This is a genomic window from Leptolyngbya sp. AN10, assembly GCF_050565645.1.
Lineage (GTDB): Bacteria > Cyanobacteriota > Cyanobacteriia > Leptolyngbyales > Leptolyngbyaceae > Leptolyngbya.
On record NZ_JBNXVP010000018.1, the window covers coordinates 109,891 to 124,412 of the forward strand.

General features: G+C 42.3%; 17 protein-coding genes. 12 read left to right on the forward strand and 5 right to left on the reverse strand.

Going from position 1 to position 14,522, the window contains the following annotated elements:
* Nucleotides 1-23: 23 nt before the first annotated feature.
* Nucleotides 24-497: a hypothetical protein gene (locus ACQ4M5_RS24145; RefSeq protein ID WP_430678242.1), complete on the reverse strand. Its 474-nt coding sequence runs from the start codon at nt 495-497 to the stop codon at nt 24-26.
* A gap of 299 nt (nt 498-796) precedes the next feature.
* Here ACQ4M5_RS24145 and ACQ4M5_RS24150 point away from each other — a divergent pair, with 299 nt between their 5' ends.
* Nucleotides 797-1,153, forward strand: coding sequence for a hypothetical protein (locus ACQ4M5_RS24150; protein WP_430678243.1), 357 nt, complete (start codon nt 797-799; stop codon nt 1,151-1,153).
* A 42-nt stretch (nt 1,154-1,195) separates the two neighbouring features.
* On the opposite strand, the gene ACQ4M5_RS24155 is transcribed toward ACQ4M5_RS24150, so the two are convergent.
* Both ACQ4M5_RS24155 and ACQ4M5_RS24160 read right to left on the reverse strand, forming a co-directional pair.
* A complete protein-coding gene (locus tag ACQ4M5_RS24155) occupies nt 1,196-2,608 on the reverse strand; it encodes a hypothetical protein (RefSeq protein WP_430678244.1) in 1,413 nt (470 codons plus the stop codon).
* 139 nt (nt 2,609-2,747) lie between these two features.
* Entirely contained in the window at nt 2,748-2,870 is a 123-nt protein-coding gene (locus ACQ4M5_RS24160) for a hypothetical protein (RefSeq protein WP_430678245.1), read from the reverse strand.
* A 219-nt stretch (nt 2,871-3,089) separates the two neighbouring features.
* Here ACQ4M5_RS24160 and ACQ4M5_RS24165 point away from each other — a divergent pair, with 219 nt between their 5' ends.
* The 8 genes from ACQ4M5_RS24165 to ACQ4M5_RS24200 all read left to right on the forward strand — a co-directional run bounded on the left by ACQ4M5_RS24165 (nt 3,090) and on the right by ACQ4M5_RS24200 (nt 9,887).
* Complete coding sequence (locus ACQ4M5_RS24165; protein ID WP_430678246.1) at nt 3,090-3,704, forward strand: hypothetical protein; 615 nt, start codon at nt 3,090-3,092, stop codon at nt 3,702-3,704.
* 32 nt (nt 3,705-3,736) lie between these two features.
* A complete protein-coding gene (locus ACQ4M5_RS24170; RefSeq protein ID WP_430678247.1) occupies nt 3,737-4,102 on the forward strand; it encodes a hypothetical protein in 366 nt (121 codons plus the stop codon).
* Between the two features lie 107 nt (nt 4,103-4,209).
* The gene (locus ACQ4M5_RS24175) at nt 4,210-4,470 is read left to right on the forward strand and encodes a DUF559 domain-containing protein (protein ID WP_430678248.1); all 261 of its coding nucleotides are present in this window, start codon (nt 4,210-4,212) and stop codon (nt 4,468-4,470) included.
* A 179-nt stretch (nt 4,471-4,649) separates the two neighbouring features.
* The gene (locus ACQ4M5_RS24180) at nt 4,650-6,269 is read left to right on the forward strand and encodes a P-loop ATPase, Sll1717 family (RefSeq protein ID WP_430678249.1); all 1,620 of its coding nucleotides are present in this window, start codon (nt 4,650-4,652) and stop codon (nt 6,267-6,269) included.
* Nucleotides 6,270-6,454: 185 nt separating this feature from the next.
* Complete coding sequence (locus tag ACQ4M5_RS24185; RefSeq protein ID WP_430678250.1) at nt 6,455-6,850, forward strand: excalibur calcium-binding domain-containing protein; 396 nt, start codon at nt 6,455-6,457, stop codon at nt 6,848-6,850.
* Between the two features lie 250 nt (nt 6,851-7,100).
* Complete coding sequence (locus tag ACQ4M5_RS24190; RefSeq protein ID WP_430678251.1) at nt 7,101-7,811, forward strand: thermonuclease family protein; 711 nt, start codon at nt 7,101-7,103, stop codon at nt 7,809-7,811.
* Nucleotides 7,812-8,035: 224 nt separating this feature from the next.
* The gene (locus tag ACQ4M5_RS24195; protein ID WP_430678252.1) at nt 8,036-9,496 is read left to right on the forward strand and encodes an ABC transporter substrate-binding protein; all 1,461 of its coding nucleotides are present in this window, start codon (nt 8,036-8,038) and stop codon (nt 9,494-9,496) included.
* A 79-nt stretch (nt 9,497-9,575) separates the two neighbouring features.
* Entirely contained in the window at nt 9,576-9,887 is a 312-nt protein-coding gene (locus ACQ4M5_RS24200) for a hypothetical protein (RefSeq protein WP_430678253.1), read from the forward strand.
* Nucleotides 9,888-9,965: 78 nt separating this feature from the next.
* On the opposite strand, the gene ACQ4M5_RS24205 is transcribed toward ACQ4M5_RS24200, so the two are convergent.
* Nucleotides 9,966-10,355 carry a hypothetical protein gene (locus ACQ4M5_RS24205; RefSeq protein ID WP_430678254.1) on the reverse strand — a complete coding sequence of 130 codons (390 nt, stop codon included), beginning with the start codon at nt 10,353-10,355 and terminating at the stop codon, nt 9,966-9,968.
* Nucleotides 10,356-10,682: 327 nt separating this feature from the next.
* On the opposite strand from ACQ4M5_RS24205, the gene ACQ4M5_RS24210 reads away from it, so the two are divergent.
* Genes ACQ4M5_RS24210 through ACQ4M5_RS24220 form a run of 3 tightly spaced genes read left to right on the forward strand, consistent with a single transcriptional unit; the run spans nt 10,683 to nt 14,014 of the window.
* Complete coding sequence (locus ACQ4M5_RS24210; RefSeq protein ID WP_430678256.1) at nt 10,683-13,385, forward strand: DNA methyltransferase; 2,703 nt, start codon at nt 10,683-10,685, stop codon at nt 13,383-13,385.
* 25 nt (nt 13,386-13,410) lie between these two features.
* Nucleotides 13,411-13,794, forward strand: a complete 384-nt coding sequence (locus ACQ4M5_RS24215; protein WP_430678257.1) for a hypothetical protein — start codon at nt 13,411-13,413, stop codon at nt 13,792-13,794.
* A complete protein-coding gene (locus ACQ4M5_RS24220; RefSeq protein ID WP_430678258.1) occupies nt 13,784-14,014 on the forward strand; it encodes a hypothetical protein in 231 nt (76 codons plus the stop codon). The genes ACQ4M5_RS24215 and ACQ4M5_RS24220 overlap by 11 nt, the downstream gene beginning before the upstream one ends.
* Before the next feature lie 181 nt (nt 14,015-14,195).
* Here ACQ4M5_RS24220 and ACQ4M5_RS24225 read toward each other — a convergent pair whose 3' ends face one another.
* On the reverse strand, nt 14,196-14,522 hold the full coding sequence (locus tag ACQ4M5_RS24225) for a hypothetical protein (RefSeq protein ID WP_430678259.1): 327 nt from the start codon (nt 14,520-14,522) through the stop codon (nt 14,196-14,198).

A 14,522-nucleotide genomic window follows, 5' to 3' on the forward strand; every position in this document is an offset into this window, starting at 1 on the left:
CGATTAGAGTAAAACTCGGAGCCTTAGAATTCCGGTTTGACCAAAGGATTAGTTTCAAGGGTGTCTAGCAACAATGATAAATCGCTACGATGACGCTCTAGCATCTGTGGATCAGCCTTTGAAATTTCAGTCCATTCATCAAACCGACGACCAATCAGCCAGAATTGAATTGTTTGTGTACAGATAGTAGCAGAGCCGTTTTTAATACAGTCTTGATGCTCTCCAATATTGGCAAGCTTAAGCCCACCGGGGTACACTAAAACGCTTGTTGAATCTCCCAAATCTTTTTGGCTTCGCCATCGATACAATGACACTTCATCAATAGCTTTAGGATATGATCTCTTGGGATTAAGATTACGACAAACGATTGTAAGGTCATCTATTTGACGAATCGGAGTTTCGCCCCACACACAGAAAGGAATTTTGGGTTGAGCGCTCACTGAAACGGGTATGAAACTAAGCACTCCTACAAGAGTTGCAGTGAACAAGGCTTTCATAGGAATTAACTAGAAATCTAAATGGAATTGTGTCTCTAATCTAGGCAATGTCTAGAGAAATCATCTACATTTTCCTGTTAAATTTAGAACGTTTAATAACTATATTAAGAGAGTAACAAGATTAAAATTTGCTCTTTTCAATCTTCCAGAAGCAACAAAGATAGCACATGAGAGTACAGCGATTACTCAGACTGGTTCGCAGAACGCTTCGACATAGTTGGATATTTGTCTTCTACCGAACTAAATTTAATTCGTCTGATAAACTCCGACGAGGAGAAGCATTTTTTGATCACCTTCTTGTGGAACGGTTTAGTGGCGTTGAGGTTGGATTTGCTTACACAAAGCTTGCGTCCGAACAGTGGGGATTTAGCCCAGTCGTAGTAATAAATGAATTACAAATCTATGAGAGATATCAAGGATGCGGTTTAGGGTCTTATTTACTACGAACTATCCTGAAAGATTACGAGTTTAGGAATTTACATAATTTCAACGACGCAGATGTACGGGAACTTTTAAGCAAGGTTACAACAATTGCTCTTTCACCACATCCCGGTGGCGCTGGCGGAATCCGCTTTGATAAACCAGAATTGATTCGTTGGTACAAAAATTTCGGGTTCAAGCAAAACGGCGACATCCTTGTTTACTCAATGAAGTAGATTTTGCACTGCTGGAGATCCTACCGTTCTGAGCCAAAAAATTTACAACAACAGAACATCGATTTCTCCTTTGATTGCAGTGAAAGCCTCTTCCTCAGAAGAAAAAGATGAAGAGGCTATTATGCGACTTGAAGCGGGATCACTCGTTGAGTCGAGTTTCTGATTGGCTTCAATGTATTCTGGTAAGCTAAAGTGAGTCCCTACAATAGCTTGCGCCATCCAATCATTATCGATCGTGTCAAGTGCAATAATAATTGTCCAACCACGATAATGTGCCATGTAGTTTTCGGCAAACATTTGAATTTGTCCACCTACCGAAATCAATTCATCTTCACGCCACACCTCATTAGGCAGACTGCTGTAAACCTTCTGTTCGAGCGTTTCGGCATAGGTTTGAACTTGCTGCAAAACTTTGTTATCGACACCTCTAACAGAAAAACAATACCGTTGAATCAGAAATCCATTAGGAGGATAAACTAGGTACTCATGTTCATGTGAATCATAGTCATGTATTGCAATTTCTCTATTTTCAAATAGTTCATAGTTCAAAGGAATGTTGGCGAAAGGATTAAGACATAAATGCAAGCCGTCAAGTAATGTTTCACGGTATTCTGCTTTGGGTGTCATAATCGCATTTGCTTGCGTCGTGTCAGACATATAGCGGATCGCTCTAAACCAAGTGGAAACGCTGCTTTCTTTCGCCAATGCTCGTACTTTCCCCCACGTTGCCGTACTGCTAAAAATCACGGCACTGATTTCAGCCATTCGAGAATCAGTAAATAAACCCAGAGAAATCTCAGTCTCAGGTTTCTTTTGAACCCGTTTGCGTTGAGATTCTCCCACTATTCTTCGTGAGCCATCTAGGGGATTAGAAATTATTAGAGGCTGTTCGTAGGTATAGAGAACACGCTGCAATGCTTGGCTAGTTTGCACGAAAAAGAAAGGTTGCTCAAAGGGTGCAAGACAGATTACGAACGGTTTCCCTTGAACGTGCGAAAGCTTCGAGTAACTTTTCTGATACTTTTTATATTTTGCATCTATCGCATTTGCGAGGCGGAGCGTAGCTAAACGAATGATCTCGTTTATACTCACCTGGTCGAGTGTTTCAGGGGTAATAATTCCCTCCCACTGTGGGCGAAAGCCGTCTGGAGCATTTGCTATCGTCGCTTCAGCGACAAACGATCCACGGTCAGAATTGACGACGAAATCTGGAGCTTCGTAACTGAAATCGACTTTACATCCCAGTTCTTTGAAACAGGCGAATAAGTACAATTCCCAGAACGAAGAATTAAACGTGGTCTGAAATTCTTTTACAAATTTGCCATCACGATCCTTAAAATCATCCGCCCATCCTTGAATAACATCAATTTCAGGTGAATGGTATATGGGACGAAGGATGTGAGAAAAGTTGTGGTGCTGTTTAGATTCAGGAACGATCGGGGTAAACAGATCCATTGGATAAGTGACATAACGCTTATCTTAGTGTAAACAGTCACATCAATTATCAGGTTTGTTCCTGGTGAATTTTTAGAACTCAGATGTCGAATTGGGCACACTATCTCTTAACCTGTAGAGCGATCGCCTCCAATTCTCGCTAGATGCACTGACCGCCGAAAAATGCCCCTGCACTCAAACCATATTGTGTAGGGAAAAATACCGTCATTTCAGATCGTGCTTCTGCCGTCACAGCTTGAAGCTGCGAAATCGTATTTCCCATCTGCTGCTGAACTGCCGCGTCTAGAGAGGCTTAAAAGAGCCGTCAAATTCGATCTCTTGTCTGAATCATTGTCATTGTTCTATGAAATTCATTACATTCAAATTCAGTACAACTACATAAATCTTCCGGTCAAGCGAAAAAGGCGAAGTATTAGAGATTATTCAGGTGTGTATGCGTTGGCGAAGCAATCCTCCGTATCACAGATAGCTAATAAATGTTATGGCTCCCAGACAAATAAGAGGTATCAAGCGGGCTGAAGTATCGATTACCAACAAAACCTTACAACTCGACAACCCTTTTGTTGTCTTTCAGATTGGAAATATTGTTGATATAAGCGCAGAGACAAAGCATTTGCCCCCAGAGCCAGATCCTATTACTACAGCCATAGTTAGGATAGGCGGAGCGCTTATTCAATTCATCAAGGAATACTTTATTGTTGGTATTGCTTTCCTATTTATTAATGGGCTGATTCCACTTTTATTTGGAGCATCAGTAGGAGGATTCATATCAACTGCGCTTTCAACTATAGCTTCTTTAGTAATTTTCTATAAATTACTAAAACGAGTAATCGAAATTGTAAAAGCTGCTCGAATTTCGTTAAAGAAGAAAGACGCTCCAAAAGTCTTATATGGTGTGTCCATAGCAACGAGTAATGGCAAATTCTTCAGGATTTATGACTATCGGCAATCGCGTAGAGATGAGATTCTCTTCAACCTGGCTGAGGTGATGAAAAATCAAGATCAGCCTGTTAGTTGTGTGTTTCAGATAGAAGGAGATTTCACTGGAGATTTCATTCAACAAAGCGGAGTTTTCGGGACGGGTGTGAATAAATAGCGCTGAATTTCATTTAATTTACTGAGGTGTTTATGAACGATGCAGACAAACAGCCAATTTCGCAAGTTGGATATTTTGGAATTGGTGTGAACAAGGGCGAAGCTCACAATGTAAACGTCGGTCAAACGATCAATAATTACTCTAAAAATCCTGAATTAGCCGCAACCGTGACAGCAATTCAACAGCTTCTTCAACAGTTAGAACAATCTAATCCTGGGGTTACTGAAACTGAACAAATTGTCTATGTCAACGAAGAAACTACTCCCAGTTTCAAACGTCGTGCCGCGAGTGCGTTACAAGTAGGTGGTGAAACGGCAATCGATGAATTTATCCTAGACAACAAACATCTTAAAGTTGTGAAAGCAATTATCAAAGGATGGTTACAACCTGGAAGCTAAGTTATGTTACCGTTAGCATGATTTGATCGACTGCCGAAGTCAAAATCGCTAAAGCGCTCGATCAACATGGAGTCTTATTTTTTGCCAACACCCGTGGACGGGTTGGATTGCAAGAAACTGTCGTTAGCGACACTCAGCTAACAGGACGGATTGAAGCCGATTTTCTCGTTGTCTACAAAGGCAAGTGTATGGTGCTGGAAGTGGATGGACAGCATCACCTAGAAGGAGAGCAAACGATTCGTGATTATGCCCGTGATCGGGTGCTGCTGCGCTCAGGTGTCCCCACAGTAAGATTCACCGGAAGAGACTGTATCGATCGTGCTGAAGCGGTAGTGAGCGAATTTCTAGCGATTCTTCAGGGTGCTTAATTTAGTTATTGGAGAGCCAGAGTCTCGATGCTCATATTCGGTTGATTAAAATTTTCTTCCTTTCCACATAAACTCCCGATGCCGTGTGTTAAGTTTTCTACAACATCAGGAAGTCGTTAAGGATCAGTGTATCAATTTTGAATAACCAAGATAGCTAAAGCATTCAAGAGGAAGAGACAATGCAGCATTCCATCAATTTGTCTGAAATTAATTTTGGCAGAGACGATGCAACTCTTGAAGCGAATGGACTTTTAGCCAAAGTTTTCCTGAAAACATCCGTATATAACAGAGTGAAAAACGGGGGGAAGCTTTTAGTAACTGGAAGAAAGGGTTCAGGTAAAAGTGCCATCTGTTTTTATCTGATTGATGCACTAAAAGCTGAAGGTAGAGAGGCAATCCGAGTCACAACCGGGGATTTATCCAGAACCAGGATTCAACAGCTTAGAGCTACAGCAATAGACGATAAAGAGAGCTTTGAGTCAGCATGGCGATATGTTTTTCTTGTGAAAATAGCCATTAGATTAATCGAGCTAATTGATCAAGGAGAATTCGATGAAATTTATTCGGAGCATGAAAACATAAAGCAACTACGTGGAATCAGAGACTTCTTATCTCAAAATGATGAAATAGACAAAAACATTGCACAAAAATTGGGTTCTTTCTTGAATAGATTCTCAAAGTTCGGTGTTAAGGTTCCTGGTGGATTGGAAACAACTGCTGAAGCACGACAAGTAGAATCTATCCGCGATTTATCTGCTGCACTCGACAAATTTCAGAATTGCATTCTACGTCTAATTAGAATAGCAAAAGGTTTCAAAATTACTATATTAGTGGATGAAGTAGATGACATTTGGAATTCTACCGAGGAGTCAAAGCATTTAATTACTGGACTGCTCGATGCAATTACTAAAGTGAATGGAAACTTGAATCCTAGTGCATTAGTAATTGTGTTTCTTCGCTCCGATATCTGGGATAGTTTAGAGTTTTTTAATAAAGACAAGTTTAGAAGCGTAGACGAACGAATTAATTGGTCAAAAGAAGATTTGAAGCGTTTGATTACGAATCGCGGAAAAATCGCCGCTAATCTTGCAGATGATTTTGATACTGAGAGTGTATGGAAGCTTCTCTTCGAGAAGAAGGTGGGTGAACAGCACTCCTTTGATTACATTATTGATAGAACGCTGAAGCGTCCAAGAGAAGTAATTCAATACTGCAATTTAGCATTATCTTTCGCTCAAGACGCAAACCGTTCTCGAATTACAGAGGAGGATATTCTTGCGGCAGAAGCTCGATATTCTATCTGGAAGCTAGACGATTTGATCAATGAATTCAGTGTACAGTACCCTTTTCTTCGGGATACTTTTAATGTGTTTGACGGATTTCAATCATCCTTCACGAAAGAACAGATAGCACCAAGATTTGAGAAAAGTAAGGCAATGTTGTCTCAAAAATTTAACGAACTATCTGGTTTGGACTTAGATGATTTCCTTCAACTTCTGTTTGGTATAGGTTTTCTTGGAGCGAAAGTATTAGGAGAAATTTTTTATCTACATGACCAACTAGATTATAAAAGAATCGTCCTTCCATATATCGTAGATTTGGAAGCAATTGTTATCCATCCTGCTTTTCGTCTAGCTTTAGGACTAAATCCTCCTAGCTCACAAGATAGCAGGAAATATAATAATTATGGGCGTGATCATATCAACATTAATCAAATCGGTAATATTAATACTGGCAATATTCGGATCGGCGGTGACGCTGGTGGAAATATTATTAGAGATGACAGAAACGAAAGTTAAGTTGTTGTATTTGCTCTAGAGACTCTTAAAGCTCGACTGTCTTCTAAAGTCTGGAATATTGCTTTTTCAATTAATTCAGACATTCTAAAGCTTTCATCAGATCGATAGATTCCGAAAATATCGTGCGGATTCTGGTAAAAATTAGTGCAATCTATATACGGAAGCCCATGAACCAAAGCTAGACCATGAGACTCAAACTCGGAATCACGATCGTATTGCTATTCACACTTTGGGGATGCACCAGTTCGCCATCCAGCCAGGATCAACTCAAACGACTAGAGGAACTTCAATCGAGTCCGAAAGCGTCAGTTTCGCCTTCGCCCAGTCCGTCGATCGTCGCATCCCCTAGTCCATCAATTACACCGTCACCAGAAGCTTCTCCATCCCCAGAAGTCACACCGGAATCTGAGCCAGTGCAATCGCCTGAACCGGAGAAACCACAGCCACAGTCGAACAAGATTCCTCTGTTTGCGAATTGCAAAGAAGCCAAAGCAAATGGGTATAGCGACATTAGCGTGGCAGATCATCCAGAGTACGCATCGAAAGATCGCGATAAAGACGGAATCGCCTGCGAATCTTGATGCAATAAATTGCGCTACCGAGGGAAGTCTAAAGTGAACCTTAATACGAGGTATCTATGTTTCCTTGGTTTGCTGCTGGTATAGTCACACCGATTGCGCTTGCTTTGATCGTGAAGGCATCGCGTGATCCGAACAAGTGGTACGGGCAGATGGAGTGCAACAAATGTGAGTATCACTGGGATTCCAGGAAATCAACACCCCCTGCCAGATGTCCACGATGTTCATCTAGAGATATTTCGACAATAAACGGATGAAGAAAACATTTTTCTCTACTGCTGCGACAACAGTGATCTTATTCGGATTGATCGCCACCGCTGCCATCGCTCAATCAAGAAATTCTCAACCTCGCACCGCTGCCACGATCGTTTCTGTTGGCGATGGTGACACCGTTCGAGTTCGTGAAGGGAACAAGACCATTACAGTTCGGCTGGCGTGTATTGATGCCCCTGAAATGGCACAAAAACCTTTTGGCGATCAATCATCAGCCCGACTTAAGCAACTACTTCCAGTCGGTACAGCAGTTCAACTGAGAACAACTTCCGCTAGGGATGAGCGTGGTCGCAGAGTCGCTGAAATCTACGTTGGTGATCGCTCGGTAAACCTCGCTATGGTTCAAGAAGGTCACGCCGTTGCTTACAGGCAATACTTGAAAGTTTGCAATGCTGATGAATACTTAACCGCTGAGGCAGATGCCCAACTCAAACGATTGGCGTTTTGGAATCAATCGAATCCGGTGATGCCGTGGAACTTCAGGCGGGAAGAACAGCTTACAACCAAACCTGCACGTAGAACCGTTGCTCAACCCCCGCAAAATGCCCTTCCAACCTGTGTGAACAGCGATTGTGACTGCGGTGACTTTAGGACTCAAGCTGAAGCTCAACGGGTATTTAATGCGTATCCTGGTGATCCGTTCCGATTGGATGGCGATCGAGATAGCGTTGCTTGCGAAAGCTTGCCATAGAACGTAGAAATTGGATGTATGGCTATCATCCTCCTGATGAATGGAGGATGAAATGTCTTCTGTTCAAATCTAATCGCATGATTGCCAAATTAAGTAGTACAAGGTTTCTTTAGAAAAAATACTGAACGTTATGTATAATCCCTCTAGGAAAACTTAATAATCTCAAATATTAAGGTCATTTCAAAGATGTACGGATCGTCTACACAGGGGACGCTTGCAGCAAGATGGAATTAAAGGTAATTTTGATTTTGATTTTAGCGGCAATCGTTTCGGTTGCGATAGGCTTGGTTACAAATGTAGTGAGTAGCTTTATTCCTATTCCCCAAAGCACCAAACAAAAAATATTATGGATTTTAGCATTGATAGCATTAGCACCTCTTTCAGCATTGATAGCATTGCTGCTTCAAGCCCCAATTCCAGATGCACTTGCTGAAGCTTGTAAAGGGATTTCTACATCCGACTCTAATTTTAGTACAGGTGAAAAACTTCTCATTCCACAAAAAGAAAATGCCAGACTCTACGAGAGAAAAATCTATGCCAATAATGGAAGGATAACTGGAGATAGTGTGCTATTAGCTGCTGTCGTCCCTGCTGATGAAAATGCTAGACCAGAAGCAGCAGGAGCGATACTAGCAGGAGTTGCAGATGCACAGGAGCAGTTTAATCAACGTAGGGAAGACCCTACTAGCTCCGATACAGCTAAACCTTTGAGAGTCTTAGTTGTTAACGATAGCAATACTGTAGAGGGTGCGAAGCAAGTTGCTTGCCAAATTGCTAGAGATTATAAAGATGTCGTTGGAATTATCGGGCATCATTCTAGTGATGCTAGTAAAGCTGCTGTAGATATATATAACAAAGCTGGTTTAGCAATGATAACGCCAACAAGTACCAGCACAAGTTTGAATCAATCGACTGTCGGTAAAGTATTCTTTAGGTCTACATATTCTAGTCGCGAATTAGCTGACGTTTTAGCAAAGCACATTGAAGGATTAAATGTGGGCAAAATTGCCATCTTTTATGATGAAGGTGAATATAGCACAAATATAAGAGGAGATTTTATTAAATCGCTAAAAGACAAAAACATAATCCATCCAATCCCTTTTGATAATCTTCAACCTGTCAACTATAGTGAAAAGTCTGTGCCAAAATCTCTACCTGCCGAGGTTAAGAGTGTTATCTTTTTTTCTAGCGGCGGTAGACGTGGAACAAATGAGCGAGCGATCCGCATAATAGAATACTTAAAAGACTCAGGACGTGACCTAAAGATTTTTGGAGGAAACGCTCTATATGAAGGAGAGACTTTAGCCAAAGGCAAGAAAAAAATTGAAAATTTAGTCTTAGTTGTTCCCTGGTTTGGCTTCCCAAAATATGCTTATAGGGAAACTACATTTGATGGAAAAGAAGGTGGTCAAATCGGCTGGCGTACAGCCAATAGCTTTGATGCTACAAGGGCATTTCTCAGGGCAATCTCTCTGATTGCGAGAAACTCAGAGACAGTTAATAGACAGACTATTTTAGAAAAGCTTCCCAGTGTTAATCTGCCTGCAAATGCAACATCAGGGGAACCGCTTAGATTTGAAGCAGGTCAACGACAAGGAGGCGAACCTGTTCTCGTTCAAGTAGTGCCTAAATCTAATCAGGTAAGCTGTGGATTTGAAGTTTGTTTTCAACCTTTACAGCGCTAGAATCCGTAGATCAACGGATAGAATCGCTTGTTCTACTCTGGTACTCTTGGCGGAATTCTTTTGAAACAAAGGATTTCCGATGAGCAGTTCAAATCAGATTACCGCAATGTTGATGGTTAAAGTTCCCGACAAAGAACACTGGCAAGGTATGGGCAGTAAAGCGTTCAGTGTCCTTCCAAGAACCGGAGAGCTAATTGAGTATGACATTGACGGCACAGCCCATGTCTGCAAGGTTGTCGCTGTGGCTCATCCTTCTGAGCCAACGGTTAACATCGGTGATATTTATGCGGTTCAGCTAGGGAAGACGACCGATGTTCTAAAGCAGATTTTTGACGCTGCTGAATTGCCCGAATCATCTGGTGGTTTTGTGTTCGGAAGTGTTAAACGTTAGGATTAGTTCCGATCGAGATGCAGCGATCGCTTCAGGTGAGGTAATCGCTGCACTGTTTATGTTCTAGAACTGATCAGTTTAATCAGGGCGACAGATCCGATTGAGCGCATCTACAATCCTTTGAACTTGCTCTGCACGATAGTTGGCAAATTCATCAATTTTCCTGATGATTTCCGCCGTTCTTTCTGCCATTTCCTCGCAGTTATTCGGTTCTGGAATAACAATTGGAGGTGGTGATTGAGTCGCGTATGGATGCTTTTCTAGAAGCGCTTTCATCTGAACTGACCGAGTATTTAGGGCATCCGATTGAGCGTTTAGAAATTCTGCTCGATGTCGCTCTGCAAGAGGAAATCCAATCGAACGATGTGAAATTCCCGATTGCATCTCACGTCGAATCTGCTCCTTCTGTTCAACAGAAATGCGTCCGTCTAACAATCCACCTGATAAGGCAGATTTACAAGTTAACATTTATAATCCTCCGTCACTAAACTCATCCGTTAAAGTGCCCAAGAAATCTACTCTCTAACTTTGTTTTCAAAAACTTTAAGAATTGACAACTGCTATTCGTCAACAAGTAGCAACGTCAACCGCAGAGTTACTTTTTTCTAAATTCTATCGCGTAAAAATTCGGTGAATTCTTTGCGAAGATTTTGATGTAACGAAGTCAACGCTAGAGGCGCAAAAGCCCCCTAGCTATATCACAACACAGACAGAGATAAAGGCTTAATACATTAAGCTGATAGATTGTAATTGATAAGACGTAGGGGGCATTTAATTGCTTTTAGGAGCCTCTAAATGTCTGCTAGTCCTCAGTTGCTTCAAGAATTTGTAGATTATTCAAAGCAATACATTCACGGAAACGAAGAGGCTGATTCTCAATCTTTTTTGAATGCGTTCTTTCGAGCATTTGGACATAACGGAGCGAAAGAAGCAGGGGCAGAATTTGAGCGAAAAATTGATAAATCCAGCGCAAAAGGTAACAAAGGATCTGCTGATTTAGTTTGGAAAGATCGAGTGTTAATCGAGATGAAATCTCGCGGCAAAGATCTTCAGAAATATTACAACCAAATGGAACGATATTGGATGCGGTTAACACCCAAACCAAAATACTGTATCCTTTGCAATTTCGATGAATTTTGGATTTACGATTTTAACCATCAAGTCGATACGCCTGTCGATAAAATTCACATCGATGAATTCGTTCAGCGTTCAACTGCATTTAAGTTCATGGAACGGGGGAACTATGCCCCTATCTTTCGTAACAATCAAGTTGAAATTACCAGCAAAGCCGCTGTTAGAATGGGGCAGCTTTATCAAGATTTAATTCAAGTTGCACGTTGGCGCAAATTTCGAGACTATGACGAAGCCCAAGCACAACGTTTTGTGCTGCAATGCGTTCTCGCGATGTTTGCAGAAGATCGCGGTTTGCTACCGTCAGGAATGTTCATTTCCTGCATTCAAGATTGCATTGAGAAGCGAGGTCGCACCTATGACATCATAGGCGGATTATTTCACGCGATGAACCAAAAGGGAACCACCCCTGCTGGTCGTTATGCTGGTACAGCTTACTTTAATGGAGGCTTGTTCTCGATCGTTCACCCCATAGAGCTAAGAGATGTTGACCTTGAACTACTGCTCAAATGTGCTGAACAAGACTGGAAACAAGTTCGTCCTTCTGTGTTCGGGAGCATTTTCGAGGGTACATCAAATGCTAAAGAAAGACGCGCTCATGGAATGCACTTTACCTCTGAAGGAGACATACGGGAGATTGTTATACCAACAATCACCGAATACTGGGAGGAGTTGATAGATGAAGCTAACACCGAAAAAGAACTTCATACCCTTCATCACAAATTGAGCAACTACCGAACTTTAGACGCTGCTTGCGGCAGCGGAAATTTCTTGTATGTCGCTTATCAGGAACTCAAGAAAGTCGAAAAGCGGTTGATTAATAAGCTATGTGCTATGCAAGGAACTGATAATCAGCAATTGCTTTTGGGGCGCGTGACTCCGAATCAGTTCTTTGGCATGGACACCAATTCGTTTGGGGTCGAACTTGCCAGAGTGACAATGATGATCGCTCGGAAAATAGCGATCGACACACTGGAACTGCATGAACCCGCCCTACCATTAGATACATTAGATAACAACATTGTCTGTGCAGATGCTTTGTTTACAGATTGGGTGAAAGCAGATGCAATCATAGGTAATCCCCCGTTCCTGGGTGGTAAAAATGCTCGGAAAGCGCTTGGCGATGACTACATGGATCGAGTATTTGCAAAATTTCCGGGGATCAAGGATTCAGTCGATTTCTGTTCCTACTGGTTTCGTCGAACTCATGATGCTTTAGATGAAGGGGGTCGTGCTGGATTAGTCGGAACCAACTCGATTAGTCAAGGGAAAACTCGTGCTGCATCGCTCGACTACATCACTCAAAACGGTGGACATATTCACACTGCAATTTCTTCTCAGCCTTGGTCGGGAGAAGCAGCAGTTCACGTCAGTATCGTCAATTGGAGCAAACAGGAACCAAAACGATACCGTCTCGATCGACGAGAAGTTTCTCAAATCACTTCATCATTAACTTCAACAGTTGACGTGTCGGGAGCAGTTCGATTGAAGGCAAATCAGAACGTTGCATTTCAAGGCATTATTCCAGTAGGGAAAGGATTCTACGTTTCGCGTGAACTTGCTAACTCATGGATCTTGAAAGACCCTAAAAACCGGAAAATATTGAAGCAGTCGTCATCTGCTTCGGATCTAACTGACGTACCAAATGGAAGTCCTAGCCGTTGGATCATTGATTTCAATGACATGAGCATTGAAGAAGCGAGTGAGTATGAACTACCTTTTGAACACGTTAGAACATACGTGAAGCCCGAAAGAGATAACAATCGTAGAGAAACTACCAAGCTACATTGGTGGAAGTTTGGTGAGAAACGTCCTGCGATGCGAAAGGCACTTGCATCATTATCTTGTTACTTCAGCGTCCCTAGACACTCGAAATGGTTCATCTTCATTCCAGTTTCGCCACAATATCTTCCTGCCGATTCCGCGACAATCGTAGCTTCTGATGATTTCTACGTTCTTGGAATCATTACATCCAGCGTTCATCGGGCTTGGGTGAAAGCGCAAAGCTCTACGCTAGAAGATCGGACTAGGTACACACACAACACTTGCTTTGAAACTTTTCCATTTCCTCAGAATGTCACAGCCGAATTAGTTGATCAAATTCGAGCTACAACCCAGGATTTGCATGATTACCGCAGTCAACGTATGGAGGGTAGAGGGTATGGCATCACGGATCTTTATAACCAGTTTTTCGATGAACCCACAAGCCAACTTGCAAAACTGCATCAGAAACTAGATGATCTAGTCATGGAAGCGTATGGCTTCGGAAAGAACGATGACATTCTCGAAAAATTGTTAAATCTCAATCTGAGGTTAGCTGAATTGGAGAAGCAAGAGAAAAAAGTGGTTGGGGCATGGGCACTCTAAGCCTGTAGATCGTGAGTCCCCCGAAATGCTGCAATCTCTCCTTTCTCGCTTTGCCCCAAAACAACAAAACCCTGAACCCGAAAATCTCATAGCTGATACCAAGCTCATCAGCTACGGACAAGAGGTTTCGGGGATGGATGATGAAACTATTCAATCGGGTATCGAATGGGTCTTCCTGAGTCTTCTAGCGGCTGGATATCGAGGTCAAGGGCATTTATTCTGGCTAGATTCTGAGCGGGATGAGGAAATTCTCAAATTGCAGCGCAAATTGATCAAAAAGAATGAGTTAACCTTCTTGTATCGATGCGACGATCGAGTTCCGCCTGCGCCAGATGGTTTCTACTGGCGACTCATGCCCGAACACCCCGAAATGAGAATTTACCAATTGCAGATCCGCAATGATGAGTGATCCTGAAGTGCCTGAAGACGATCAATCTTATTACGCTGGTGAAGAAGTGATTCAACCTGTGCAGCGATGGACTGATGCAGAAAAATTGACGCTGCTCGACTCGCATCCGATGTTTACGGGGCGGTGTCCGAATTGTGAGACTCCGATTCCGTTCGGTGAGCGATCGCTTCCGAAGTGCCGTCACTGTGGATGGTCAGATGACTCAGAAATATCCCTGTAGACAGCGTGACCAATCGGAAAAATCGATGTCTTTAGAGACATCGACTCGTCATCAGATTCACCACAGCAATCGCTAAGATTCGGTAGATGACTCAAGAACGTCATCAGAAAACTTCCTGCCCCCATCGAATAGTGACGGGGGCAAGATTAGGTCAGTGCTGTGAACTCAGTATTCTCATTCTCTATTCATCAAAGTCTGAGCCAAAGTTGGTATAAGGATCGCCATTACCTTCCTGTCGGGAAATGTGTGCGGAAAATTCTTTATGCTGAACGATTTCGCTCCTCAAGCGCTCGATTACCTGTACCTGTTCTACCAAGCTTAAACGTTCCCAGACTTGCTCTGCGATTGGGGAGTCTAAGTCACCCCCACACATATCAAGAAAAACTCCATCTTCTAGGAATGCAGCGTTGAACTGAATATAAACATCCGAAATCGCATCGTAAATATTCGTCAGTCGCTCCCATTCTTCTTCTTGTTCTTGCATCCACGCCGCTTTCATCACACCCAT